Genomic DNA, 21750 nt, shown 5'->3' with positions numbered 1-21750 from the left:
GTTGTCCCTCGTGCGACCCACCCCGACGGGGTGCTCGCGCGCGGGTCACACACGCGAGGCAAAACCGGATCCGGGCGACCCGCCCCGATCGCCGAATTGCAGCGTGACACACCCAGGAGCGCGTAACACATGGCTGTCAAGATCAAGCTCACCCGGCTCGGCAAGATCCGTAACCCCCAGTACCGCATCGCCGTCGCCGACGCCCGCACGCGGCGCGACGGCCGTTCGATCGAGGTCATCGGCCGCTACCACCCCAAGGAGGAGCCGAGCCTGATCGAGGTCGACTCCGAGCGCGCCCAGTACTGGCTGTCCGTGGGCGCCCAGCCCACCGAACCGGTCCTCAAACTGCTGAAGATCACCGGCGACTGGCAGAAGTTCAAGGGTCTTCCGGGCGCCGAGGGCACCTTGAAGGTCAAGCCCCCCAAGCCCAGCAAGCTTGAGCTGTTCAACGCTGCGCTGGCCGAGGCCGAGGGCGGCCCCACCACCGAGGCCGCCAAGCCGAAGAAGAAGGCCCCCGCCAAGAAGGCGGCCAAGGCCGAGGCCGCCGGAGAGCAACCGGCCGAGGCGCCCGCCGAAGCTGCCGAAGCCGCCGCCGAGGGTGACCAGCCCGAGCCGGCCCAGCCCGCCGCGGAAAGCTGACCGGCGTGGGCACTGTCGTCGTCGACGCTGTCGAGCACCTGGTCCGCGGGATCGTCGACAACCCCGACGACGTCCGGGTGGACATGGTGACCAGCCGGCGCGGGCGCACTGTCGAGGTCCACGTCCATCCCGACGACCTGGGCAAGGTGATCGGTCGCGGCGGCCGCACCGCCACCGCGCTGCGCACGCTGGTCGCCGGCATCGGCGGGCGGGGCATCCGCGTCGACGTCGTGGACACCGACCAGTAGCACCGTTCATGGAACTCCCGTGGAGTTGACCGTCGGGCGCGTGGTGAAAGCGCACGGGATCGGCGGCGAGGTGATCGTCGAGGTCCGCACCGACGACCCCGCCGCGCGGTTCGCTCCGGGCACCGCGCTGCGGGCCAGAGACGCCCGCCGCAGCGGGCCGGAGCGGCGTTACGTCGTCGACAGCGCGCGCGAGCACGGCGGGCGGCTGCTGGTGCGGTTGGCCGGGGTCGCCGACCGGGCCGCCGCCGACGCGTTGCGGGGAAATCTGTTCGTCGTCGACTCCGCGGACCTGCCGCCGATCGACCCGATCGACGAGCCGGACACCTACTACGACCATCAGCTCGAGGGCCTGCGCGTGCGCACGACGACGGGCGCCGACGTCGGCGTCGTCGCCGAGGTGCTGCACACCGCGGCCGGCGAGTTGCTGTCCGTGCGGCCGCAGCCCGCCGACGGTGCGGGTGGGGAGGTGCTGGTGCCGTTCGTCGGCGCGATCGTCACGTCGGTGTCGCTGCAGGATGGCGTCATCGAGATCGATCCGCCCGAGGGTCTGCTCGATCTGGCATGAGAATCGACGTCGTCACGATCTTCCCGGCTTACCTGGACCCCCTGCGGCAGTCGTTGCCGGGCAAGGCCATCGAGTCGGGTGTGGTCGACCTGCGTGTGCACGACCTGCGGCGCTGGACGCGCGACGTGCATCACTCGGTCGATGACGCGCCCTACGGCGGGGGACCCGGGATGGTGATGAAGGCGCCGGTATGGGGTGAGGCGCTGGACGATGTCTGTTCCGGCGAGACACTGTTGGTCGTCCCCACTCCCGCCGGCGCGCTGTTCACGCAGGCCACGGCCCAGCGCTGGAGCGCCGAGACGCACCTGGCGTTCGCCTGCGGCCGCTACGAGGGCATCGACCAGCGGGTCGTCACCGACGCCGCCCGCCGGATGCGGGTCGAGGAAGTCTCGATCGGCGACTACGTGCTGCCGGGCGGGGAGTCGGCGGCGGTCGTGATGATCGAGGCGGTGCTGCGGCTGCTGGACGGTGTCCTGGGCAACCCCGCGTCGCACCGCGATGACTCGCACTCGCCGGGCCTGGACCGGTTGCTGGAGGGGCCCAGCTACACCCGCCCGCCCAGCTGGCGGGGACTCGACGTCCCGGCCGTGCTGTTGTCCGGAGACCACGCCCGGGTCGTCGCCTGGCGGCGGGAACTCTCCCTGCGGCGCACCCGGGAACGCCGCCCCGACCTGTGCCCGCCGGGTGATCCGGGCAGGAGCTAGTCGAACGCGGGACCGACTCGGCCGCCGGGGAAAATCGTTGCGACCGCCCGGGTGATCGTGTCGCGGGCGGTCGCGTCGTCGGAGGGCTGCAACGACTGCACCACCATGATGTAACGCTGGTCGGCTCCGACCAGCCCGGTCGACAGGTGCATCCAGTCGCTGCCGACGCAGCACATCCAACCCTGCTTGACCGCCACCGGTTCGGCGTAGAGGCCGTCGGGGATGCCGAATCGCTGCGGGTAGCCGTCAACGCCGTTGGGTGTGAACCGGTTCAGGTTGTCCAGGATGATCTTCGCCTGGTCGACGGGCAATCCGCCGGACCCGTCGACCAGCTTCTCGTAGTAGCGGATCAGGTCGGTCGCCGAACTGATCGTGTTCCACCAGCGCCCGTCGGGCGGCGACGTGGTCGACGCCAGTCCATACCGGCTCGCGACCGCGGTGATGATGGCGTTTTCCCCGCCCTGACCCCAGAACCGCTCGGCCGCGCCGTCGTCGGAGGACCGCAACATCAGGTCCAAGGCCTGGCGGTCGTCGGGGGTCAGCGCGGTCTGGGCCGCCGCGTCCCGCATCAGCAGGTCGTCGGCGATGAAGAGCTTGGCCACCGACGCCGTCCCCGCGATCCGGTCGTTGCCGTTGGAGACCAGCCGGTTGGTGGCGCGATCCAGCACGGCGACCGACAGCGTGGCGCCGGCTGCGGCGGCCGCGTCGGTCGCCTGCTGCACCCGGGCCTGCAGCAGGCCGAACCCCGTGCCGGGCAGTGCCCGCTCCGGCGGAGGCGGCGGCGCGGCCACCGTGAGCAGATCGGCGAACTGCTGCGGCGACGGGGGCGGCGCCGAGTGGGGCGGCGGGGCCAGCGGGGCGTCGAACACCCTCGCCTGTACCTGCGTGTGCAACTGGGCCACACAGGCCGTCGCGGCGACCAACGTGACAGCCGCCAGGGCGGCCAGCGGCGTCAGGGGCCGTAATCGCATGCCGTCATATCTACCATTGACCTGCGTGGTTGGCCCGTCGGACGGCACAGCGGTTCCCTGTGATTTTCACTGCACGCCAGGTGTCTGGCACAATTGATCAGTTGTCTCCAGCGGACGTCGGCCGGGCCGGGCCGCTCACCGCCTGCTGCGAGACGCATCGCAACGTTCGAACCCATCGGCTCGGTGACCTCTTCGCACCTGCGTAAGGCAGCCGTGAGCCGCGACTGCAAGGAAGTGTCTTTCGCATGAACAGGCTGGACTTCGTCGACCAGGCGTCGCTACGCGACGACATACCGGCCTTCGGTCCGGGCGACACGATCAATGTGCACGTCAAGGTCATCGAAGGCGCCAAGGAGCGCGTCCAGGTGTTCAAGGGCGTCGTCATCCGCCGGCAGGGCGGGGGCGTCAGCGAGACCTTCACCGTGCGCAAGGAAAGCTACGGCGTCGGCGTCGAGCGCACGTTTCCGGTGCATTCACCCAACATCGACCACATCGAGGTGGTGACCCGTGGCGATGTCCGCCGCGCGAAGCTGTACTACTTGCGCGAGCTCCGCGGCAAGAAAGCCAAGATCAAGGAGAAGCGCTGACGGCCTACCGGCCCGGCGTTCCACCGGGGCGCACATCGCGCTGGCTACGCTGATCTCGTGACCGACAGCACGGACTCTCCCGAGCCCCGGCCCGACGCTGGTCAATCGGAGCCCAAGGTTTCCACCCGCGACCCGGGCGGCACCGACGACACGGCGACCGCGCAGCCGGGGGCCGCGACGAGCGAACCGCCGGAAGCGGCGGAGCCCACGCGCAGCAAGCGGTCCGCCCTGCGTGAGTTCGCGATCCTCGTGGTCGTCGCGGTGGGGCTCTACTACGTCATGCTCACGTTCGTCGCGCGGCCCTACCTGATTCCGTCCGAGTCGATGGAGCCCACACTGCACGGATGTCCCGGCTGCGTCGGCGACCGGATCATGGTGGACAAGGTGACCTACGACTTCGGCGTCCCGCACCCCGGCGACGTCGTCGTCTTCAAGGGGCCGCCGGCGTGGAACGTCGGATACAAGTCGATCCGTTCCGACAACACCGCGCTGCGCTGGGCGCAGAACGCGCTGTCCTTCGTCGGCTTCGTGCCCCCTGACGAGAACGACCTGGTCAAGCGGGTCATCGCGGTCGGCGGTCAGACCGTGCAGTGTCGCAACGACACGGGTCTGACGGTCGACGGCAAGCGGCTTCACGAGCCGTATCTGGATCCGGCCACCATGATGGCCAACCCGACGACATACCCCTGCCTGGGCCCCGAGTTCGGGCCGGTCACCGTGCCCGCGGGACGTCTGTGGGTGATGGGCGACAACCGGACGCACTCGGCGGACTCGCGCGCCCACTGCACGAGCACCCCGACCGACGTGCTGAAGGGCATTCTGTGTACCGGCGATCCGATGTCGGGCACGGTGCCGGTCTCCAACGTCATCGGCAAGGCCAGGTTCATCGTGTGGCCGCCGGGGCGTTGGGGCGTCGTGGATTCGGTGAACCCCCAGCAACATCGGTAGCCATGGCTTTGGCATGAGGGGGTCCTGGCCGCCGCGGACGGTGATCCGCAAGTCCGGGGGCCTGCGCACCCTGGAGTCCGCGCTGTACCGCAGCGGCCTGGGGCCGGTGGCCGGGGTCGACGAGGTGGGTCGCGGCGCCTGCGCGGGCCCGCTGGTGGTGGCTGCCTGCGTGCTCGGTCCGGGGAAGTTGGAAAGCCTCGCCGCACTGGATGATTCGAAGAAATTGACCGGCAAGGAGCGGGAGCGGCTGTTTCCCCTGATCCGCCGTTACGCGTCGGCCTACCACGTGGTGTTCATCCCGTCGACCGAGGTGGATCGGCGCGGCGTGCACGTCGCCAACATCGAGGGCATGCGCCGTGCGGTGGCCGGTCTGGCGGTACGGCCCGGCTACGTGCTGAGCGACGGTTTCCGGGTGCCCGGCCTGCCGATGCCCTCGCTGCCGGTGGTGGGTGGGGACGCGGCCGCGGCCTGCATCGCCGCTGCCAGCGTGCTGGCCAAAGTCAGCCGGGACCGGCTGATGGTCGCCCTGGACGCCGCCCACCCCGGCTACGGATTCGCTGACCACAAGGGCTACAGCACTCCCGCGCACAGCACGGCGCTGGCCCGGTTCGGCCCGTGCGCCGAACACCGCTATTCGTTCGTCAACGTCCGGCGCGTGGCGACCGGCGCACAGACCCAGGTGGTGGCCGACTGCGATCCGGACCCTCCGGATGGGCAGGACCAATACCGTTGAGGAAAGATGGGACCCGTTCGCAACAAGAAGGATGTCTGACCAGATGAGTGCAGAGGATCTCGAGAAGTACGAAACCGAGATGGAGCTCTCGCTGTACCGCGAATACAAGGACATCGTCGGTCAGTTCAGTTACGTCGTCGAAACCGAGCGGCGCTTCTATCTGGCCAACAGCGTGGAGATGGTGCCGCGCAACGCAGACGGCGAGGTGTATTTCGAGCTGCGCCTGTCCGACGCGTGGGTATGGGACATGTACCGGCCGGCGCGGTTCGTCAAGCAGGTGCGCGTCGTCACCTTCAAGGACGTCAACATCGAAGAGGTCGAAAAGCCCGAGTTGCGCCTGCCCGAATAGCCGGCCCACCCGGCCGGTCTGGCTCACTCCGGCCGACCGCGAGCTAGTGGCCTCGTTCGTAAGTTCGTCGGGGGTTGTTACCAGACGCCGCTGGTGCCGAGTCTGGGCTGGCGGCGTCGAGACTGCGTTCAGCGCTACTTTTTCGCCTTGACGTCGCCGCCACCGCAGTCTCGGCACCTCAGCGAACGGGCCCGACGAATTAACGGGCCAGACCGCTAATCCTCGCCGTCGAGAGGCAGGCGGCCCCGCCGCTCGATGACCGTCCGCGCCACGTCGGCGAGCTTGATGTTGAGGCTCTGCGAATGGTGGCGCAGCAGGTCGAATGCCTGGTTTTCGCTCATGTCGTGCAGCAGCATCAGCATGCCGACCGCTTTGCCGATCTCGCGGTTGCTGAGCAGTCCCCGCCGCAGGCTCGCGGCGTCTTCCCCTTTGGCCGTGGCGTTGATGGCCACGCTGGCGAAGGAGGCCAGTACCGCGGCCGCACCGGCCGACTCGGCGTCGAACAGGTTGGGCGTGTCGCTGAACAGGTTGAGCGCGGCGGCCTTGCGTTTGTCGATCAACAGGCGAAACCCCATGGCTCCGCGCACCGGCGTCTCCGCGACCAGGACGGCCGCCAGCCGGGGCCACAGCGAAGGCGAGGTGAGGTCCGTGTCGATCTGCGGAGTCTCCTCCTCGATGGCATCGATACAGGGGCCGTCCCCGGTGCGTCGTTCCAGTTCGTCGATCATCTGCGCCAGCCGGTCGCTGGAGCCGACGGTGACATAACGGCCGTTCTCCCGCAGCATCAGGCTGGCGTGGTCGCAGCCGCGCACCGTGAGGGTCGCGGCGATACAGATGGCCGAGTACATCTCACCCGGGTCCGAGCCCTGGTAGATGATCTCGGCGAGTGCGGCGAAAACCGTCGCCGGGTCGACCCTCTCGCCCCCGGTGTTCACGTCGTTTACCACGTTGCGCCTCCCTCAGGGCGGTGTCCGAGCGTCGTCCGGCCCGCCTTCTGGCCGTAGATTATCGGTCGGCAACGTGGCGCACATAGCGTGCGCTGCAGTTGCCGGCTTGTCAGCCAGTCACTGCGCCGTGAGCCCACGGCGCGCGGTCGGAAATTCCGGCCGTGATCGGTGTACCCGTTTCGGCTGCGCTCCCGCAGGCCAGGACGGTGCCCGTGACGGCTCGGCAGCACGAGCTCGCGTCCGGCGACCTCGGCGAAGATTCCCTCATCGAGGTGTTCACCTCGGGGCCTTGCCTTGTGGCCGGGCACGCCGCGCCAGCTCCTGGCCGACATGGTTCCGTGGAACCCCTTGCCGTGCACGGCAAGGTCCCGTCGGTGCTGTCCCCGGTGCTGTGAGGCACGCCGATGTAGTTTGAACCAATGGGGTCCGAGAGCTGCGCCGCGCCCGGCGGCGTCCATGCCGGCGGCGTCAGCACCCGGTGGGGCGCGTAACGGCGCGTCGGCGGGTCCAGCGACTCACCGCCGACACGTCGACCACCCGGTCGGACACCCTCGTCGTCGAGGAGCCGCTGGAGATCCGGGTCAATGGCGCGGCGGTCACGGTGACGATGCGTACCCCCGGCGCGGACGTCGAACTCGCGCAGGGATTCCTGTTCACCGAGGGGGTGATCGCAGGCCGCGCGGACGTGCGCGGTATCCGGTACTGCGGCGGCCGGGACGCCCGTGGCGGCGGGGGCGTCAACAACTACAACGTGCTCGAGGTGACCCTGGCGCCCGGCGTCGCGCCGCCTGGTCTCGACGTCACGCGCAACTTCTACACGACCTCGTCATGCGGGGTGTGTGGAAAGGCGTCCCTGGACGCGGTGCGGCTGGCCAGCCGGTTCGCCCCTGGTGCCGACGGCGCAACCGTCGCCGCGGCCACATTGCACGCGATGCCCCGCCGACTGCGCGCCGCGCAGAAGGTCTTCCACAGCACCGGGGGGCTGCACGCTGCGGCACTGTTCGCGGCTGACGGCGCGACGTTGGCCGTGCGGGAGGACATCGGCCGCCACAATGCCGTCGACAAGGTCATCGGCTGGGCGCTGGAGCACGAACGGGTGCCGCTGGAGGCGTCGGTGCTGCTGGTCAGCGGGCGCGCGTCGTTCGAGCTGACCCAGAAGGCCGTGATGGCCGGGATCCCCGTGCTGGCCGCGGTGTCCGCGCCGTCGTCGCTGGCGGTCTCGCTGGCCGAGGAATCCGGGGTCACACTCGTCGCTTTCCTGCGCGGGGACTCGATGAACGTCTACACCCGCGCCGACCGGATCACCCGGGGCAGTTCCTGGCCGGCCCGGCCACCCGGTTGTGGATACGCGCGCGACTGGGGATAACCGGTCGCCAATGCCGCGATGCGCGGCCGGCCGTTACACATTCTGTCGGGACGGGCGAGCAGGGTGGCCGGTGTGACGACAGACAAGGCCATGGCCCGGATCGAGCTGGGCGCGATGGGCGAGGCGCTCGCCGTGGACCACCTGACCCGGACGGGATTTCGGATCGTGGACCGCAACTGGCGGTGCCGCTACGGGGAACTCGACGTGATCGCCGCCGACGACGCTACCCGCACGGTGGTGTTCGTCGAGGTGAAAACGCGCAGCGGCGACGGGTACGGCGGGCTGCCGCACGCGGTCACCCCGCGCAAAGTCGGTCGGGTGCGCCGGCTTGCCGGGCTGTGGTTGGCCGGGCAGGACGCGCACTGGGCCGCCGTGCGCATCGACGTGATCGGCGTGCGGGTCGGGCCCCGAAATTCAGGCCGCACCCCCGAGATCACCCACCTGCGGGGGATCGGCTGATGGCGCTGGGACGGGCGTTCGCGGTCGCCGTCCGCGGGCTGGACGGGGAGATCGTGGAGATCGAGGCCGACATCAGCTCGGGCCTGCCGGGCGTGCACCTGGTGGGGCTGCCCGATGTTGCGCTGCAGGAGTCCCGCGACCGGGTGCGGGCGGCGGTCACCAACTGCGGCAACAGCTGGCCCCAGGCCCGCCTCACGCTCGCGCTGTCGCCGGCGACACTGCCCAAGATGGGCTCGGTCTACGACATCGCTCTGGCGGCAGCGGTGCTCTCGGCGCAGCGGAAAACCCCGTGGGAGCTCCTGGACAAGACGGTCCTGTTGGGCGAGCTGTCGCTGGACGGGCGGGTCCGGCCGGTGCGCGGGGTGCTGCCCGCCGTGCTCGCCGCCAAGCGCGAGGGCTGGCCGGTGGTCGTGGTCCCGGTGGACAACCTGGCCGAGGCCAGCCTGGTCGACGGCATCGACGTCTGGGGAGTGCGCACCCTGGGGCAGTTGCAGAGCTGGCTGTCCGGGTCGGCCCGCCTGAGCGAACGGGTCCGTGCGGCCACCACCGGTTCGGGTCCCTCGGCCGACCTCGCCGATGTGTTGGGCCAGGCGCAGGCGCGCTTCGCAGTGGAGGTCGCGGCCGCCGGTGCGCATCATCTGATGCTGACCGGGCCGCCGGGGGTCGGGAAAACGATGCTGGCGCAACGTCTTCCGGGGTTGCTTCCGCCGCTGTCGGAAAGCGAGGCCCTGGAGGTCACCGCGATCCACTCGGTGGCCGGCTTGCTGTCGTCGAACACGCCCCTGATCACCAGGGCACCGTTCGTGGCGCCGCATCACAGCTCCAGCGTTGCGGCGCTGGTCGGCGGTGGCGCGGGGATGGCCCGCCCGGGTGCGGTCAGCCGCGCCCATCGCGGAGTTCTTTTCCTCGACGAATGCGCCGAGGTCAGTGTCGCCGCGCTGGAGTCGCTGCGGACCCCGTTGGAGGACGGTCAGATCCGTCTTGCCCGCCGCGACGGAGTGGCCTGCTACCCGGCCCGCTTCCAGTTGGTGCTGGCCGCCAACCCGTGCCCGTGTGCGCCGGCCGATCCGCAGGATTGCATCTGCGCGGCCGCGACAAAGCGGCGCTACCTGGGCAAACTATCCGGCCCACTGCTGGACCGGGTGGACCTGCGGGTGCAGATGAACCCGGTACGGGCCGGAGCGTTCTCGGTCGCTGACGGTGAGTCAACCGAGCGGGTCCGCCGGCGGGTGGCGCTGGCTCGTGAGGCGGCTGCCGCGCGGTGGCGCCCCCACGGGTTCCGCACCAACGCTGAGGTCGGCGGGCCGTTGCTGCGGCGCAGGTTCCGCCTCGGCAATGCCGCCATGGAGCCGCTGCGCAGCGCGCTGGATCGCGGGTTGCTCAGTATCCGCGGTGTGGACCGCACCCTGCGGGTCGCGTGGAGCCTGGCCGACCTGGCCGGTCGGGATCTCCCCGGGCTCGACGAAGTCGCCGCCGCGCTCAGCTTCCGGCAGATGGGGGCGCGGCGATGACGGAACCGGTCGACGAACCCACGGCCCTTGCCTGGGCCTACCTGTCACGGGTGGCCGAGCCGCCCTGCCCGCAACTGGCGGCCCTGGCGCGCTCCGTCGGCCCGGTAGAGGCCGCCGACCGGGTCCGGCGCGGATTGGTCGGAGACGACCTGGCGCGGCGCACCGCGGCGCGCCGGGAAACCGACCGGGCCGCAGCCGATCTCGCGCTGCTCGCGGCCCGCGGCGGGCGACTGGTCACGCCCGGCACCGACGAGTGGCCGTTGCTGGCCTTCGCGGCATTCGGCGCTCGACCCGGCGCGCGGCCGGGCGTAAATCCGCCGATGGTGCTGTGGGCACAGGGCCCGGCGCGTCTGGACGAGGTGAGCGAACGTGCGGCCGCGGTGGTCGGCACCCGCGCTTCGACCGCGTACGGCGAGCAGGTGACGGCCGACCTGGTGGCCGGTCTGGCCGAACGAGACATCGCGGTCGTCTCCGGCGGTGCCTACGGGATCGACGGCGCGGCGCATCGCGCGGCGCTGACCTGCGACGGCATCACGGTAGCCGCCCTCGCCGGCGGGTTGGACGTCGCGTATCCGGCCGGCCATTCGGCTCTGCTGCACCGCATCGGCCGGCACGGGCTGTTGTTCAGCGAATACCCGCCCGGGGTACGCCCCGCCCGGCACCGGTTCCTGACCCGCAACCGCCTGGTCGCCGCGGTCACGGGTGCGGTCGTGGTGGTGGAGGCAGGCCTGCGCAGCGGGGCGGCGAACACGGCCGCCTGGGCGCGGGCCCTGGGCCGGGTGGTGGGTGCGGTGCCCGGGCCCGTGACCTCGTCGGCGTCCGCGGGCTGTCACGTGCTGCTGCGCCACGGCGCGCAGCTGGTCACCCGGCCCGAGGACATCGTCGAGTTCGTCGGCCGCATCGGCGAGCTGGCACCCGAACAGCCGCGCCCGGCCACCGCCCTCGACGGGCTCAGCCAGGAGCAGCGTCAGGTCTACGAGGCGCTGCCGGGGCGCGGCGCAGCCACGGTCGAAGAGGTCGCGGTGGCGTCGGGCCTGCCGGCGGAGCAGGTGCTGGGGCCGCTGGCGATCCTCGAGGTGGCCGGGCTGGTGCAGCGCGCCGACGGCCGCTGGAAAGTCGTCCACGCGAACGCCGCCCGAGCTGGGCGGACGCCGTGGCTCGTATAGTCGTCACCGGCCGGGTCTGGAAGGGAGGGCACGTGGCAGGTCGACCTCTGCATACCTTTGAAGTCGCCGGTAGGCGACAGCTGTCACCCCACATGATCCGGGTTCTGCTCGGCAGCAGCGAGTTCTCCACTTTCGTGCCCAACAGGTTCACCGACACCTACGTCAAGATGGTTTTCGTCGCGGACGACGTCGACGTCGCCGCGCTGCCGCGGCCGCTGACGCTGGACAGCTTCGCCGAGTTGCCGCCCGCGCGGAAACCCCCGGTGCGGACCATGACAGTCCGCCGCGTCGACGCGGTGAACCAGCAGATTGCCGTCGACATCGCCGTGCACGGTGAGCACGGTGTGGCGGGTCCCTGGGCGACCGCGGCCCGACCGGGCCAGCCGGTGTACCTGATGGGCCCCGGTGGCGCCTACACCCCCGACCCGGCCGCCGACTGGCATCTGCTGGCCGGAGACGAGTCCGCGCTGCCGGCGATCGCCGCCGCGCTGGAGGCGCTGCCCGCCGACTCGGTCGGCAAGGCGTTCATCGAGGTGGCCAACCCCGAGGACGAGATCCCGTTGATCGCACCGGAGTCCGTCGAGGTGCACTGGGTCTACCGCGGCGGTCGCGCCGATCTGGTGCCCGAAGACCGCGCCGGCGACCATGCGCCGCTGATCGAGGCGGTCACCACCACGCCGTGGCTGCCGGGGCAGGTGCACGTTTTCATCCACGGCGAGGCGCAGGCCGTCATGCACAACCTGCGGCCCTACGTCCGTCGCGAGCGCGGTGTGGATGCGCGCTGGGCGTCGTCGATCTCGGGCTACTGGCGGCGCGGTCGCACCGAGGAGACCTTCCGGCAGTGGAAGAAGGAGCTGGCCCTGAAGGAAGCGGAGGCGCGGGGGGCACTCCGGTAGGGCCCGGAGGTCGTCCGCCGCGCCGGCTGGCATTCTCATTGCATGCGACATTTCGGGGACTACCAGAACGAGATTTACCTGCAGGGCCTGGCCGGGGTTGTGCCGTCTTTGCCGATGGGCTTCGCCGAGCTCGAAGCCAAGGCCGCAACGGCGCTGCCGCCGTCGGTGTGGTCCTACGTCGCCGGCGGTGCGGGCAACGAACGCACGCAACGGGCCAACTGCGAGGCTTTCGACCGCTGCGGTCTGGTGCCGCGCATGTTGGTCGGCGCCGCACAGCGCGACCTGTCCGTCGAGTTGTTCGGCATGACGCTGCCGACCCCGATCTTCATGGCGCCGATCGGCGTCATCGGCCTGTGCGCCCAGGACGGGCACGGCGACTTGGCCACCGCCCGCGCGGCCGCGCGCACCGGCGTGCCCATGGTGGCCTCCACGCTGTCGGTCGACCCCATGGAGGACGTCGCCGCCGCGCTCGGCAACACTCCCGGATTCTTCCAGCTCTACACGCCGACCGACCGGGAGCTGGCCGCCAGCCTGGTGCAACGCGCCGAGGCCGCCGGCTTCAAAGGCATCGTCGTCACCCTCGACACCTGGGTCACCGGGTGGCGACCCCGCGACCTGAGCACCTCGAACTTCCCGCAGCTGCGCGGCCACTGCCTGGCCAACTACACCAGCGACCCTGTCTTCCGGGCGGGCCTGGCACGCCCGCCGGAGGAGGACCCCCAGGGCGCGGTGCTGCGCTGGGTGCAGCTGTTCGCGAACGCGCTGAGCTGGGATGACCTCGCCTGGTTGCGCTCGTTGACCGACCTTCCGCTGCTCCTGAAGGGCATCTGTCATCCCGACGACGCCCGGCGAGCCAAGGACGGCGGCGTCGACGGCATCTACTGCTCCAACCACGGCGGTCGCCAGGCCAACGGCGGCCTGCCCGCATTGGACTCCCTGCGCGAGGTCGTGGAGGCGGCCGACGGGCTCCCGGTGTTGTTCGACTCTGGGGTCCGCAGCGGTGCCGACGTCGTCAAGGCGCTCGCGCTGGGCGCGACGGCGGTGGGTGTCGGCCGGCCCTACGCGTACGGCCTGGCCCTCGGCGGTGCCGACGGGGTCGTGCACGTGCTGCGCATGATGCTGGCCGAGGCGGACCTGATCATGGCCGTGGACGGATATCCGACGCGCAAAGATCTCACGCCGGACACGCTGCGGCGCGTCGACTGAGCAATGCGGCGTGCGGTCTGCGAGCGTGGACCAGTGCCGGACAGCGAACACGTCCTCGAGGAGTTCGACGAGTACCTGGCGCTGCAGTGCGGCCGCTCGGCGCACACCCGCCGCGCCTATCTGGGTGACCTGCGCTCGCTGCTGGCGTTCTGCGTCGGGCGCGGGGTCGGCCTGGACGGGTTGAGCCTGCCGGTACTGCGGTCGTGGCTGGCCGCGGCGGCCGGCGCGGGTGCGGCTCGCACCACGCTGGCCCGGCGCACCTCGGCGGTCAAGGCGTTCACCGCCTGGGCGGCGCGGCGCGGCCTGCTCGACGGGGATCCGGCCGCCCGGCTACAGGTGCCCAAAGCGCATCGCACGTTGCCGTCCGTGCTGCGCCAGGATCAGGCTGCCGACGCCATGGCGGCCGCGAAATCCGGCGCGCAGCAAGGCGATCCGCTGGCATTGCGGGACCGGCTGATCGTTGAGCTGCTGTACGCGACCGGGATCCGGGTGAGCGAGTTGTGCGGCTTGGACGTCGATGACGTCGACACCCGGTACCGGCTGGTGCGTGTTCTGGGCAAGGGCAACAAGCAGCGCACCGTGCCGTTCGGGCTGCCGGCGTCCGAAGCGCTCGGCGCGTGGTTGGCCGGCGGGCGTCCCGCCCTGGTGACCGCCGAGTCGGGTCCGGCGCTGCTGCTGGGAGCCCGGGGCCGGCGGCTCGACGTGCGCCAGGCCCGCACTGTCGTACACCAGACCGTCGCCGCGGTCGACGGCGCGCCCGACATGGGCCCGCACGGTTTGCGGCACAGCGCGGCCACGCACCTGCTCGAAGGGGGAGCCGACCTGCGGGTGGTGCAGGAACTGCTCGGGCATTCCAGCCTGGCGACCACCCAGCTCTACACCCATGTCGCGGTGTCGCGACTGCGGGCGGTGCACGACCAGGCCCATCCGCGTGCCTAGTTTTCGCCGCGAGCAAACCTCACCCGCCCAGCGGCTTGAGTCGCACCGGTGTGGACCTCAACAGGCCCAGCGGATCCACGTAGCGGGCGCCCGACGCGGGCCCCCACATGGCCCCCCAGTGCAGGCACGCCCCTCCAGCTCCCGAGGTCCGGCACCCTGAGTGCCCCGCCACCAACAAGCCGATCACCGTTGCGGCCGTCACGGTCTGACCTGGGCGCACCGCCGCCCGGACGGGCTCGTAGCTGGTGCGCAATCCGCCGGGATGGGCCAGCGACACGACCGGTCGCCCGGCCAGCAACCCGGCGAACACCACGGTCGCGGTGCCTGCTGCATACACCGGTTGGCCGGGTGAGCCGGCGAGGTCGACGCCCCGATGTCCGGGCCGCCAGTCCGGCGACGGGGCGTCGAATCCGCGGGTGACGGCCGGGGGCGGCCGCAACGGCCAATCCAGCCGCTCGTCGCCGGCTCGCGCCGGCGCGGCGCTGGGCACGCACAACAGGGCCAAACCCAGGAATAGCGCCCACCGCACACCTCCATTGAGCGCCGCCCCGCGGTTGCGGACACCCATACCCGCGGGTTCTGTGGACGAAGACGCCGCTGGGGAGAACTGGTCAAACCACCTGAGGGACCCGTGTAAACTTCCGGATGCAGCTCGCTTGCGGGCTGACTTCGCGCGCCTGCATCGCGACTCCTGTTACACGAGGAGCCCGCACCGCATGCCGGGCGGTCCCGTCCGGGTTTTCCTGGCCGGGTCCGGCACGCAGCAGACGCCAGGGCCCGGCCTCACCCGATGCCGGGCGGCAACCGACACACGTAAGGCACATCCATGGCCGTAGTCACCATGAAGCAGCTGTTGGACAGCGGCACCCACTTCGGGCATCAGACCCGCCGTTGGAACCCCAAGATGAAGCGGTTCATCTTCACCGATCGCAACGGCATCTACATCATCGACCTGCAGCAGACGCTGACCTTCATCGACAAGGCGTACGAGTTCGTCAAGGAGACCGTCGCCCACGGCGGCACGGTGCTGTTCGTCGGCACCAAGAAGCAGGCACAGGAATCCGTCGCGGCCGAGGCCACCCGCGTCGGCATGCCGTACGTGAACCAGCGCTGGCTGGGCGGCATGCTGACCAACTTCTCCACCGTGCACAAGCGGCTGCAGCGCCTCAAGGAGCTCGAGGCGATGGAAAAGACCGGGGGCTTCGAGGGCCGCACCAAGAAGGAAATCCTGATGCTGACCCGTGAGAAGAACAAGCTGGAGCGCAGTCTCGGCGGTATCCGCGACATGGCCAAGGTGCCCTCGGCGATCTGGGTGGTCGACACCAACAAGGAGCACATCGCCGTCGGCGAGGCCCGCAAGCTGGGCATCCCGGTGATCGCGATCCTGGACACCAACTGCGACCCCGACGAGGTCGACTACCCGATTCCGGGCAACGACGACGCGATCCGCTCGGCCGCGCTGCTGACCAAGGTGATCGCCTCGGCCGTCGCCGAGGGCCTGCAGGCTCGTGCCGGCGCGGGCCGCGGCGACGGCAAGCCCGAGGTCGAGGCCGCCGAGCCGCTCGCCGAATGGGAGCAGGAGCTGCTGGCCTCCGCAACGGCGACAGCCATGGCAACCGCTGGCGCCGACACCGCCGCCGCTGTCGGCAGTGAAGCCGCAGCGGATGCAACCGAATCGACCGCTGACCCCTCATAGGAAGGCTGATATGGCGAACTTCACCGCTGCCGACGTCAAGCGGCTTCGGGAGCTCACCGGCGCCGGGATGCTCGACTGCAAGAACTCGCTGGCCGACAGCGACGGCGACTTCGACAAAGCCGTCGAGGCGCTGCGCATCAAGGGCGCCAAGGACGTCGGCAAGCGTGCCGAGCGGGCCACGGCTGAAGGCCTGGTCGCGGCCAAGGGCGGCGCGCTGGTCGAGCTCAACTCCGAGACCGACTTCGTCGCCAAGAATGCCGAGTTCCAGGCGCTGGCCGAGCAGATAGTCGACGCCGCGCTGGACGCCAAGGCCACCGACCTCGACACGCTGAAAGCGGCCTCAATTTCTGGAGGGCTCGGCGAGAAGACCGTCGAGCAGGCCATCGCCGACCTGTCGGCCAAGATCGGTGAGAAGCTCGAACTGCGCCGCGTGCAGTACTTCGACGGCAACGTCGAGACCTATCTGCACAAACGGGCCGCCGACCTGCCGCCGGCGGTTGGTGTGCTGGTCGAGTTCGGCCCGGGTCCGGACCCGGACATCAGCGCAGCCGCGGCCCATGCCGCCGCGCTGCAGATCGCCGCGCTCAAGGCGCGCTACCTGTCGCGCGATGACGTGCCCGCGGACGTCGTGGCCAGCGAGCGCCGCATCGCCGAGGAAACCGCCAAGGCGGAGGGCAAGCCGGAGCAGGCGCTGCCCAAGATCGTCGAGGGCCGACTGAACGGCTTCTTCAAGGATGCGGTACTGCTCGAGCAGCCGTCGGTGTCCGACAACAAGAAGACGGTGCAGGCTCTGCTCGACGAGGCCGGCGTGACGGTGACGCGGTTTGTCCGCTTCGAGGTGGGGCAAGTCTAGCTAGGCTGCCTACATGCGACGCGTGCACGCTTTCGGTGAGGACGCACTCGGCGAACTCGACGCGGTCGGCCTGGCCGAGGCCCTGCGTGCGGGCCGGGTCGGCCGGGCCGAGGTGATCGAGGCGGTCATCGCCCGCACCGAGGCCGTCGACCCGGTGCTCAACGGCCTGGCGTACGCCACGTTCCGGCAGGCCCGGGCGGCCGCTGCAGAACCGTTGGGTGACGGTTTTTTCGCCGGGGTTCCGACGTTCATCAAGGACAACGTGGACGTCGCGGGCCAGCCGACGATGCACGGCACCGACGCGTGGACGCCATGGAATGCCGTCGGCAACAGCGAGTTCACCGATCTGTACCTGGCCACCGGGCTGACATCGGTGGGCAAGACGCAGTTGTCGGAGTTCGGCTTCAGCGCCTCGGCCGAACACCCCCGACTGGGGCCGGTCCGCAATCCGTGGGACACCGACTACAGCGCCGGCGCGTCGTCGTCGGGATCGGGTGCGTTCGTCGCCGCCGGTGTGGTGCCGATCGCGCACGCCAACGACGGTGGCGGGTCGATCCGAATTCCGGCCGCCTGCAACGGTATCGTCGGCCTCAAGCCGTCGCGTGGCCGGCTGCCACTGGACCCGATGCTGCGGCGGATGCCGGTGGGCATCGTCACCAACGGCGTGGTGACCCGCTCGGTGCGCGACACCGCGGTCTTCTACCGTGAGGCCGAGCGCATCTGGCGCAATCACAGGCTGGCTCCGGTCGGCGACGTCACCGGCCCCGGTCGGCAGCGCCTGCGGATCGCCGTGCTGACCCGTTCGGTTCGGCAGGAGTGCAGTCCCGAGATGCGGGAGCTGACGCTGGAGGCGGCCGGGCTCCTCGAAGGGCTGGGCCACCGCGTCGAACGTATCGACGAGCCGCCCGTGCCGGCCAGTTTCGTCGACGATTTCGTCCTGTACTGGGGTTTCCTGGCGTTGGCGCAGGTACGTGCCGGGCGGCGGATTTTCGGCAGAACGTTCGACCGCGACCGCCTCGACAGCCTGACGCTGGGCCTGGAGCGACACAGCGCCCGCAACCTGCACCGCCTTCCGTTGGCCATCATGCGCCTGCGCAGGCTGCGGAGACGTACCGCGGAATTCTTCGGCACCTACGACGCGGTGCTCACCCCGACCCTGGCCGACCGCACCCCCCGCATCGGTCACCTGGCTCCCACCGACTATCACCGGCTCATCGACCGGCTGATCGACTGGGTGGCGTTCACCCCGACGCAGAACGTCACCGGCGAGCCGGCGATCTCCTTGCCGGTGGCCCAGTCGGCCGACGGTATGCCGGTGGGCATGATGCTCTCGGCGGACATGGGGCAGGAGGCGCTGCTGCTGGAGCTGGCCTACGAGCTCGAAGAGGCCCGGCCCTGGGCACGCATCCAATCCGTCGGTTCGTCCGCCTGACCCACGCCTAGCCGCGACCGATTTCGCGCGCATCCGGCTTGCCGCCGGGGGTTGAGGGCGGCGACAGGGGGAGTGCGCCAGCCCCTAGCTTCTCGAGCATCCGCTTGAACTCGCGCCGCTGAGCATCGGTCAGCTTCGACAGGATGCGGGCGTCGGCAGCGCGCACCGCATTCTCCGCGCGCTTGAGCAACTCGCGGCCCCGGCCGGTCAGCGTGGCCGGCAACGCCCGCCCGGACGAGACCGACGCCGGCCGTGTCACCGCCCCATCGTCTTCCAGTTTGCGTAGCACGGAGTTCATTGCCTGCGGCGTGACGTTGGCGTGCCGGGACAACTCGGCGCTGGACAGCCCGGGAGATGTCGAAAGGAGTCGAAGGCATACGAATTCGGGCAGTGTGAGCCCCAGCGGGCCCAAGACCGTGGCAACCTCTGGGCGCAGGACGGCGCCGACCCGGTAGAGCAGGTAACCGAGCGGAGCGTCGTCAGCCTGAACCATGTCAGCGATATTGACATATTCTTGCCGGCGAAGCCGACGACACGCGTTTCCCCGCCCCGATTGTGGGTACAAGGCGTCCATGACGCTGGGGCTTCGTCCATGACGCTGGGGCTGTTGCGGGCCCGTCGCGAGGCGGTAGAGAAGCTCGCCGGCCAGCCGCGGGATTGCCGGGACCGTTCCGGTCGACGGCCCTTGCGCTGTCGTACGGGGGAGGGCCGGGCGCCTTCTGGCCGCCGCGGTCGGCGGTGGGCGTTGCGGGGATCGACTTCCGCCGATGCCCGCAGTCGATGTCGCGCGACGCCCTGGTCGTCGGTCTTCTCGAACGGCTGCGCACGTGCGACGTGCTCCGGCCGGACGGCCGGATGCTCCGGGCCGGACCTGATCAGAGAAGGCCGCGGCATCGCCGATCGACTCGAAACCAGCAGTGCAACGCCGAAAAGCGTGGTTTGGGAGGGCAATTCGCCTGCCGATGGACGGGGCCTGGTCGGCACTGCAGATGGAGGCGATTCGCGCGACGAGGACGAAGCTTCGCTCACCGGAGCAGGACTGGCCTGGCCCGGCTGATGGCGGCGAAGCAAAAGCGGAGCCGACGACAACGAGGATGGAGACAACGATGAGCAGCATTCGCCGGATGCTTCGATTGACGGTCGCCGGGATTGTGGCGGCGACGATACCGGGACTTGCCGGAGTGAGCGGGGTTGCGGCGCCCGCTCGGGCGGCGGCGCCGGAATTCCTGAAAGTGCCCTCACCCTCGATGGGGCACGACATCACGATCGAGTTCCAACAGGGCGGCGCGCCGGCCGTGTACCTGCTGGACGGGTTGCGGGCCCAGGACGACCGCAACGGTTGGGACATCAACACCAACGCATTCGCCGACTACGCCGGCTCGGGCATCTCGGTGGTCATGCCCGTAGGCGGGCGGTCAAGCTTCTACACCGACTGGTACGGGCCGGCCAACAACAGCGACGGGCCTCCCCAGACGTACAAGTGGGAAACCTTTCTGACCAGCGAGTTGCCCGGCTACCTGGCGAACAGGGGGGTCCGCAGAACCGGTAATGCCATCGTCGGGATCTCCATGTCGGGCTCCTCTGCCCTGATCCTGGCGGCCTATCACCCCCAGCAGTTCACCTACGCCGGCTCGCTGTCCGCCTACCTGACCCCTTCGAGTGGTTCGGGGCCGATGTACATCGGGATGGCCATGGGCAACGAGGGTGGATTCAACCCCCAGGACATGTGGGGACCCGACGGCGGACCCGGTTGGCAACGAAACGATCCCACCGTCCAGGTCGGCAGGTTGGTCGCGAACAACACGCGGCTGTGGGTCTACAGCGGCAATGGGAGGGAGTCCGACATCGGCGAGGGCAGCATCCCGGGCACCGTCATCGAGCAGGTGGTCCTGGACAGCAACGTGGCGTTCAAGGACGCCTACATCGGTGCGGGCGGCCACAACGCGACGTTCAACATCGACCAGAACGGAGTGCACAGTTGGGGTTACTGGGGTGCCCAGTTGTCGGCGATGAAGCCGGACATGCAGCGGACGCTCGGCGCCGGCGGGGCGTCCGGATAACCGTTTCCACCCGGACTCCGTCCCGGACTCCTTGGCGTTCGACCCCGGCGAGCAGATCGGTACCGCGTGTGCAACCAGGGCAGCACTCGCTGACGCCGGAGACATGGTGCAGTGCGACGTTCAACCGCAGTCCGCGTCCGGCGCGGGCGGCGGGGACGGCACCCGCGCGGATGCCGTGTCGTCGACGATCCATCGCGGTTGCGGCGGCGTCGCCGCCATGTACCCAACCCCGCGGACGGTGTCGATCATCGACGCGTGTTCGGCTCCGAGCTTGGCGCGCAGCCGCCGCACGTGGACGTCGACCGTGCGGACATGGCCGGTGCTGTCGTAGCCCCACACCTCGTGCAGCAGCCGGGTACGGGTGAACGCGTGGCCGGCGTGCTGCACCAGGAAGATCAACAATCTGAACTCGGTGAGCGTCAGGTGCAGGTCCGCGCCGTCCAGCGAGCCCGTGCAGCCGGCCGGTTGCAGCACCAAGCCGCCGAACTTCAGCGAGCCCTGCAGTGCGCTGCGCCGCCGCGCGATGGCCAGCCGGAGCCGTATCTGCAGTTCGTCGCCCTCTGCCGCGGGCGGCATCACGTCGTCGAAATGCCGGTCGGCGTCGATCCCGGCGAAGTCCGCGGGCGCCACGATGGCCACCGCCGCTGTCGTCGGCGCGTCCGTGGTCAGCCGGCGGCAAACGTCTCGGGCCGCCGCCGGGTCGCTGCGCGCGTCGATGATTGCGACGTCGGCGGCGCAGAGACGCCCGTCGGCGTGGTGGGCAAGTGGCGTGCGTGACAACCTGCCCACAAAAAATTTCAGCGCCGGCAAGGCCGATTCGAAATCGTCCTCGTCGGTGACCAGTAGAACGTCCAACGACATCTCCAAAACCGGGGTGTGCTGACGAGGCACCTTGCGCGGAGATGTCTGCCGGCGCGACGTGGATCACCCCTTCGTCAGCAAAATTATGCCACTCATCCCGGTCTGCGGGCCCGAAGCGTCACAGCCGGGGTTCGCCCGCGAGAAAGTCCTGCTCCTTTACTCGAGAACCCCCGGTGAGACCGATGAGCCCGGCCCGTGGGAACGGGCCGGGCTCATCGTCGCGACAAGCTACTGGTTGGACTTCTGGCGCTCTTCCGGCCGGCGCGGCGCTGCCGCGGGCCGCTTCGGCCCCGGCTTCCTTCTTCGCCGCGTTGCGCTGTGCCTCGGCTTTGTCCTGCTGGGCCTGGCCCTCGCGGGTGAGGTCGTCCTGGCCCGTCAACGCCCCGACGGCCTCCTTGGCCCTGTCTTTGACCTCCTCGACGACGCCATTCACGGCTTCCGCGGGTCCGGAGTTGTTGGTGTCCGCCATGGATCAGCTCCTCTTTGGTGGCGTACGTGGAAACGAGCGGTTCGCGCTCCTCGCCGATCGGTGAACGATTCGGCAACACAGCAGCCGGCGGCCCTACTTCTCAAGACCGGTGGTTTCCTGCTGCCCTGCGGTCAGTTCGCGTGCC

23 protein-coding genes and 3 pseudogenes are annotated in these 21750 nt (G+C 70.1%); 20 read left to right on the top strand and 6 right to left on the bottom strand.

Annotation, left to right across the window (positions count from 1 at the left end):
* Positions 1-129 precede the first annotated feature (129 nt).
* Genes rpsP through trmD form a run of 4 tightly spaced genes read left to right on the top strand, consistent with a single transcriptional unit; the run spans position 130 to position 2156 of the window.
* On the top strand, positions 130-639 hold the full coding sequence (gene rpsP / locus ACOJVU_RS10930) for a 30S ribosomal protein S16 (RefSeq protein ID WP_421529798.1): 510 nt from the start codon (positions 130-132) through the stop codon (positions 637-639).
* Positions 640-644: 5 nt separating this feature from the next.
* Complete coding sequence (locus ACOJVU_RS10925) at positions 645-887, top strand: RNA-binding protein (protein ID WP_369739544.1); 243 nt, start codon at positions 645-647, stop codon at positions 885-887.
* Between the two features lie 19 nt (positions 888-906).
* Positions 907-1452 (top strand): ribosome maturation factor RimM, encoded by a 546-nt coding sequence (gene rimM, locus ACOJVU_RS10920; protein ID WP_421529797.1) that lies wholly within the window; start codon positions 907-909, stop codon positions 1450-1452.
* Positions 1449-2156 (top strand): tRNA (guanosine(37)-N1)-methyltransferase TrmD, encoded by a 708-nt coding sequence (gene trmD / locus ACOJVU_RS10915; RefSeq protein WP_421529796.1) that lies wholly within the window; start codon positions 1449-1451, stop codon positions 2154-2156. Before rimM ends, trmD begins: the two co-directional genes overlap by 4 nt.
* On the opposite strand, the gene ACOJVU_RS10910 is transcribed toward trmD, so the two are convergent.
* Entirely contained in the window at positions 2153-3127 is a 975-nt protein-coding gene (locus ACOJVU_RS10910; protein ID WP_421529795.1) for a hypothetical protein, read from the bottom strand. The two genes, trmD and ACOJVU_RS10910, sit on opposite strands and share 4 nt — an antisense overlap.
* 245 nt (positions 3128-3372) lie before the next feature.
* On the opposite strand from ACOJVU_RS10910, the gene rplS reads away from it, so the two are divergent.
* Genes rplS through ACOJVU_RS10890 form a run of 4 tightly spaced genes read left to right on the top strand, consistent with a single transcriptional unit; the run spans position 3373 to position 5744 of the window.
* Positions 3373-3714, top strand: a complete 342-nt coding sequence (gene rplS, locus ACOJVU_RS10905; protein WP_421529794.1) for a 50S ribosomal protein L19 — start codon at positions 3373-3375, stop codon at positions 3712-3714.
* A 57-nt stretch (positions 3715-3771) separates the two neighbouring features.
* Positions 3772-4662, top strand: coding sequence for a signal peptidase I (gene lepB / locus ACOJVU_RS10900; RefSeq protein WP_421529793.1), 891 nt, complete (start codon positions 3772-3774; stop codon positions 4660-4662).
* A gap of 13 nt (positions 4663-4675) precedes the next feature.
* The gene (locus ACOJVU_RS10895; RefSeq protein WP_421529792.1) at positions 4676-5395 is read left to right on the top strand and encodes a ribonuclease HII; all 720 of its coding nucleotides are present in this window, start codon (positions 4676-4678) and stop codon (positions 5393-5395) included.
* A 43-nt stretch (positions 5396-5438) separates the two neighbouring features.
* Positions 5439-5744, top strand: a complete 306-nt coding sequence (locus tag ACOJVU_RS10890; RefSeq protein ID WP_007171389.1) for a DUF2469 domain-containing protein — start codon at positions 5439-5441, stop codon at positions 5742-5744.
* Positions 5745-5959: 215 nt separating this feature from the next.
* On the opposite strand, the gene ACOJVU_RS10885 is transcribed toward ACOJVU_RS10890, so the two are convergent.
* On the bottom strand, positions 5960-6691 hold the full coding sequence (locus ACOJVU_RS10885) for a GAF and ANTAR domain-containing protein (RefSeq protein WP_421529791.1): 732 nt from the start codon (positions 6689-6691) through the stop codon (positions 5960-5962).
* A 212-nt stretch (positions 6692-6903) separates the two neighbouring features.
* On the opposite strand from ACOJVU_RS10885, the gene ACOJVU_RS10880 reads away from it, so the two are divergent.
* The 8 genes from ACOJVU_RS10880 to ACOJVU_RS10845 all read left to right on the top strand — a co-directional run bounded on the left by ACOJVU_RS10880 (position 6904) and on the right by ACOJVU_RS10845 (position 14234).
* Positions 6904-7086 carry a hypothetical protein gene (locus ACOJVU_RS10880; RefSeq protein WP_421529790.1) on the top strand — a complete coding sequence of 61 codons (183 nt, stop codon included), beginning with the start codon at positions 6904-6906 and terminating at the stop codon, positions 7084-7086.
* A gap of 83 nt (positions 7087-7169) precedes the next feature.
* Positions 7170-8057, top strand: coding sequence for a formate dehydrogenase accessory sulfurtransferase FdhD (gene fdhD, locus ACOJVU_RS10875; RefSeq protein WP_421529789.1), 888 nt, complete (start codon positions 7170-7172; stop codon positions 8055-8057).
* Positions 8058-8129: 72 nt separating this feature from the next.
* Complete coding sequence (locus ACOJVU_RS10870; protein ID WP_421529788.1) at positions 8130-8516, top strand: YraN family protein; 387 nt, start codon at positions 8130-8132, stop codon at positions 8514-8516.
* A complete protein-coding gene (locus tag ACOJVU_RS10865) occupies positions 8516-10027 on the top strand; it encodes a YifB family Mg chelatase-like AAA ATPase (RefSeq protein WP_421529787.1) in 1512 nt (503 codons plus the stop codon). Before ACOJVU_RS10870 ends, ACOJVU_RS10865 begins: the two co-directional genes overlap by 1 nt.
* Positions 10024-11193 carry a DNA-processing protein DprA gene (dprA, locus tag ACOJVU_RS10860; RefSeq protein WP_421529786.1) on the top strand — a complete coding sequence of 390 codons (1170 nt, stop codon included), beginning with the start codon at positions 10024-10026 and terminating at the stop codon, positions 11191-11193. Before ACOJVU_RS10865 ends, dprA begins: the two co-directional genes overlap by 4 nt.
* Positions 11194-11225: 32 nt before the next feature.
* Positions 11226-12089 (top strand): siderophore-interacting protein, encoded by an 864-nt coding sequence (locus tag ACOJVU_RS10855; RefSeq protein ID WP_421529785.1) that lies wholly within the window; start codon positions 11226-11228, stop codon positions 12087-12089.
* 42 nt (positions 12090-12131) lie between these two features.
* Positions 12132-13295, top strand: coding sequence for an alpha-hydroxy-acid oxidizing protein (locus tag ACOJVU_RS10850; protein ID WP_421529784.1), 1164 nt, complete (start codon positions 12132-12134; stop codon positions 13293-13295).
* A gap of 33 nt (positions 13296-13328) precedes the next feature.
* Positions 13329-14234, top strand: coding sequence for a tyrosine recombinase XerC (locus ACOJVU_RS10845; RefSeq protein ID WP_421529783.1), 906 nt, complete (start codon positions 13329-13331; stop codon positions 14232-14234).
* Between the two features lie 28 nt (positions 14235-14262).
* Here ACOJVU_RS10845 and ACOJVU_RS10840 read toward each other — a convergent pair.
* Positions 14263-14718: pseudogene (locus ACOJVU_RS10840) on the bottom strand (M23 family metallopeptidase); the annotation flags it as partial.
* 342 nt (positions 14719-15060) lie between these two features.
* Between ACOJVU_RS10840 and rpsB the strand changes: the two are divergent.
* Genes rpsB through ACOJVU_RS10825 form a run of 3 tightly spaced genes read left to right on the top strand, consistent with a single transcriptional unit; the run spans position 15061 to position 18215 of the window.
* Positions 15061-15930, top strand: coding sequence for a 30S ribosomal protein S2 (rpsB, locus tag ACOJVU_RS10835; RefSeq protein ID WP_421529782.1), 870 nt, complete (start codon positions 15061-15063; stop codon positions 15928-15930).
* Positions 15931-15940: 10 nt separating this feature from the next.
* On the top strand, positions 15941-16783 hold the full coding sequence (gene tsf / locus ACOJVU_RS10830; RefSeq protein ID WP_421529781.1) for a translation elongation factor Ts: 843 nt from the start codon (positions 15941-15943) through the stop codon (positions 16781-16783).
* A 13-nt stretch (positions 16784-16796) separates the two neighbouring features.
* Positions 16797-18215 carry an amidase gene (locus ACOJVU_RS10825; protein ID WP_421529780.1) on the top strand — a complete coding sequence of 473 codons (1419 nt, stop codon included), beginning with the start codon at positions 16797-16799 and terminating at the stop codon, positions 18213-18215.
* Positions 18216-18294: 79 nt separating this feature from the next.
* Here the strand turns inward: ACOJVU_RS10825 and ACOJVU_RS10820 are convergent.
* Positions 18295-18708 (bottom strand): annotated as a pseudogene (locus ACOJVU_RS10820) (MarR family winged helix-turn-helix transcriptional regulator); the annotation flags it as partial.
* 613 nt (positions 18709-19321) lie between these two features.
* Here ACOJVU_RS10820 and ACOJVU_RS10815 point away from each other — a divergent pair.
* The gene (locus tag ACOJVU_RS10815) at positions 19322-20275 is read left to right on the top strand and encodes an esterase family protein (protein ID WP_421529779.1); all 954 of its coding nucleotides are present in this window, start codon (positions 19322-19324) and stop codon (positions 20273-20275) included.
* A gap of 120 nt (positions 20276-20395) precedes the next feature.
* Here ACOJVU_RS10815 and ACOJVU_RS10810 read toward each other — a convergent pair whose 3' ends face one another.
* Positions 20396-21136 (bottom strand): winged helix-turn-helix domain-containing protein, encoded by a 741-nt coding sequence (locus tag ACOJVU_RS10810; RefSeq protein WP_421529778.1) that lies wholly within the window; start codon positions 21134-21136, stop codon positions 20396-20398.
* Positions 21137-21364: 228 nt separating this feature from the next.
* Positions 21365-21605, bottom strand: a pseudogene (locus tag ACOJVU_RS10805) (CsbD family protein).
* Positions 21606-21750: the final 145 nt, after the last annotated feature.

Source organism: Mycobacterium sp. THU-M104, assembly GCF_049197365.1.
Classification (GTDB): Bacteria; Actinomycetota; Actinomycetes; order Mycobacteriales; family Mycobacteriaceae; genus Mycobacterium.
The sequence above is the reverse complement of the archived record's forward strand: the minus strand, read 5'-3'. Positions and strand labels throughout refer to the sequence as shown.

What these genes read in the sequence shown, in the direction of transcription:
- rpsB (WP_421529782.1), top strand. Translation starts at nt 15,061, where the DNA reads ATGGCCGTAGTCACCATGAAGCAGCTGTTGGACAGCGGCACCCACTTC.
- ACOJVU_RS10810 (WP_421529778.1), bottom strand. Translation starts at nt 21,136, where the DNA reads ATGTCGTTGGACGTTCTACTGGTCACCGACGAGGACGATTTCGAATCG.
- ACOJVU_RS10890 (WP_007171389.1), top strand. Translation starts at nt 5,439, where the DNA reads ATGAGTGCAGAGGATCTCGAGAAGTACGAAACCGAGATGGAGCTCTCG.
- ACOJVU_RS10895 (WP_421529792.1), top strand. Translation starts at nt 4,676, where the DNA reads ATGAGGGGGTCCTGGCCGCCGCGGACGGTGATCCGCAAGTCCGGGGGC.
- dprA (WP_421529786.1), top strand. Translation starts at nt 10,024, where the DNA reads ATGACGGAACCGGTCGACGAACCCACGGCCCTTGCCTGGGCCTACCTG.
- ACOJVU_RS10825 (WP_421529780.1), top strand. Translation starts at nt 16,797, where the DNA reads ATGCGACGCGTGCACGCTTTCGGTGAGGACGCACTCGGCGAACTCGAC.
- trmD (WP_421529796.1), top strand. Translation starts at nt 1,449, where the DNA reads ATGAGAATCGACGTCGTCACGATCTTCCCGGCTTACCTGGACCCCCTG.
- ACOJVU_RS10910 (WP_421529795.1), bottom strand. Translation starts at nt 3,127, where the DNA reads ATGCGATTACGGCCCCTGACGCCGCTGGCCGCCCTGGCGGCTGTCACG.
- rplS (WP_421529794.1), top strand. Translation starts at nt 3,373, where the DNA reads ATGAACAGGCTGGACTTCGTCGACCAGGCGTCGCTACGCGACGACATA.
- ACOJVU_RS10865 (WP_421529787.1), top strand. Translation starts at nt 8,516, where the DNA reads ATGGCGCTGGGACGGGCGTTCGCGGTCGCCGTCCGCGGGCTGGACGGG.
- ACOJVU_RS10850 (WP_421529784.1), top strand. Translation starts at nt 12,132, where the DNA reads ATGCGACATTTCGGGGACTACCAGAACGAGATTTACCTGCAGGGCCTG.
- ACOJVU_RS10815 (WP_421529779.1), top strand. Translation starts at nt 19,322, where the DNA reads ATGAGCAGCATTCGCCGGATGCTTCGATTGACGGTCGCCGGGATTGTG.
- rpsP (WP_421529798.1), top strand. Translation starts at nt 130, where the DNA reads ATGGCTGTCAAGATCAAGCTCACCCGGCTCGGCAAGATCCGTAACCCC.
- tsf (WP_421529781.1), top strand. Translation starts at nt 15,941, where the DNA reads ATGGCGAACTTCACCGCTGCCGACGTCAAGCGGCTTCGGGAGCTCACC.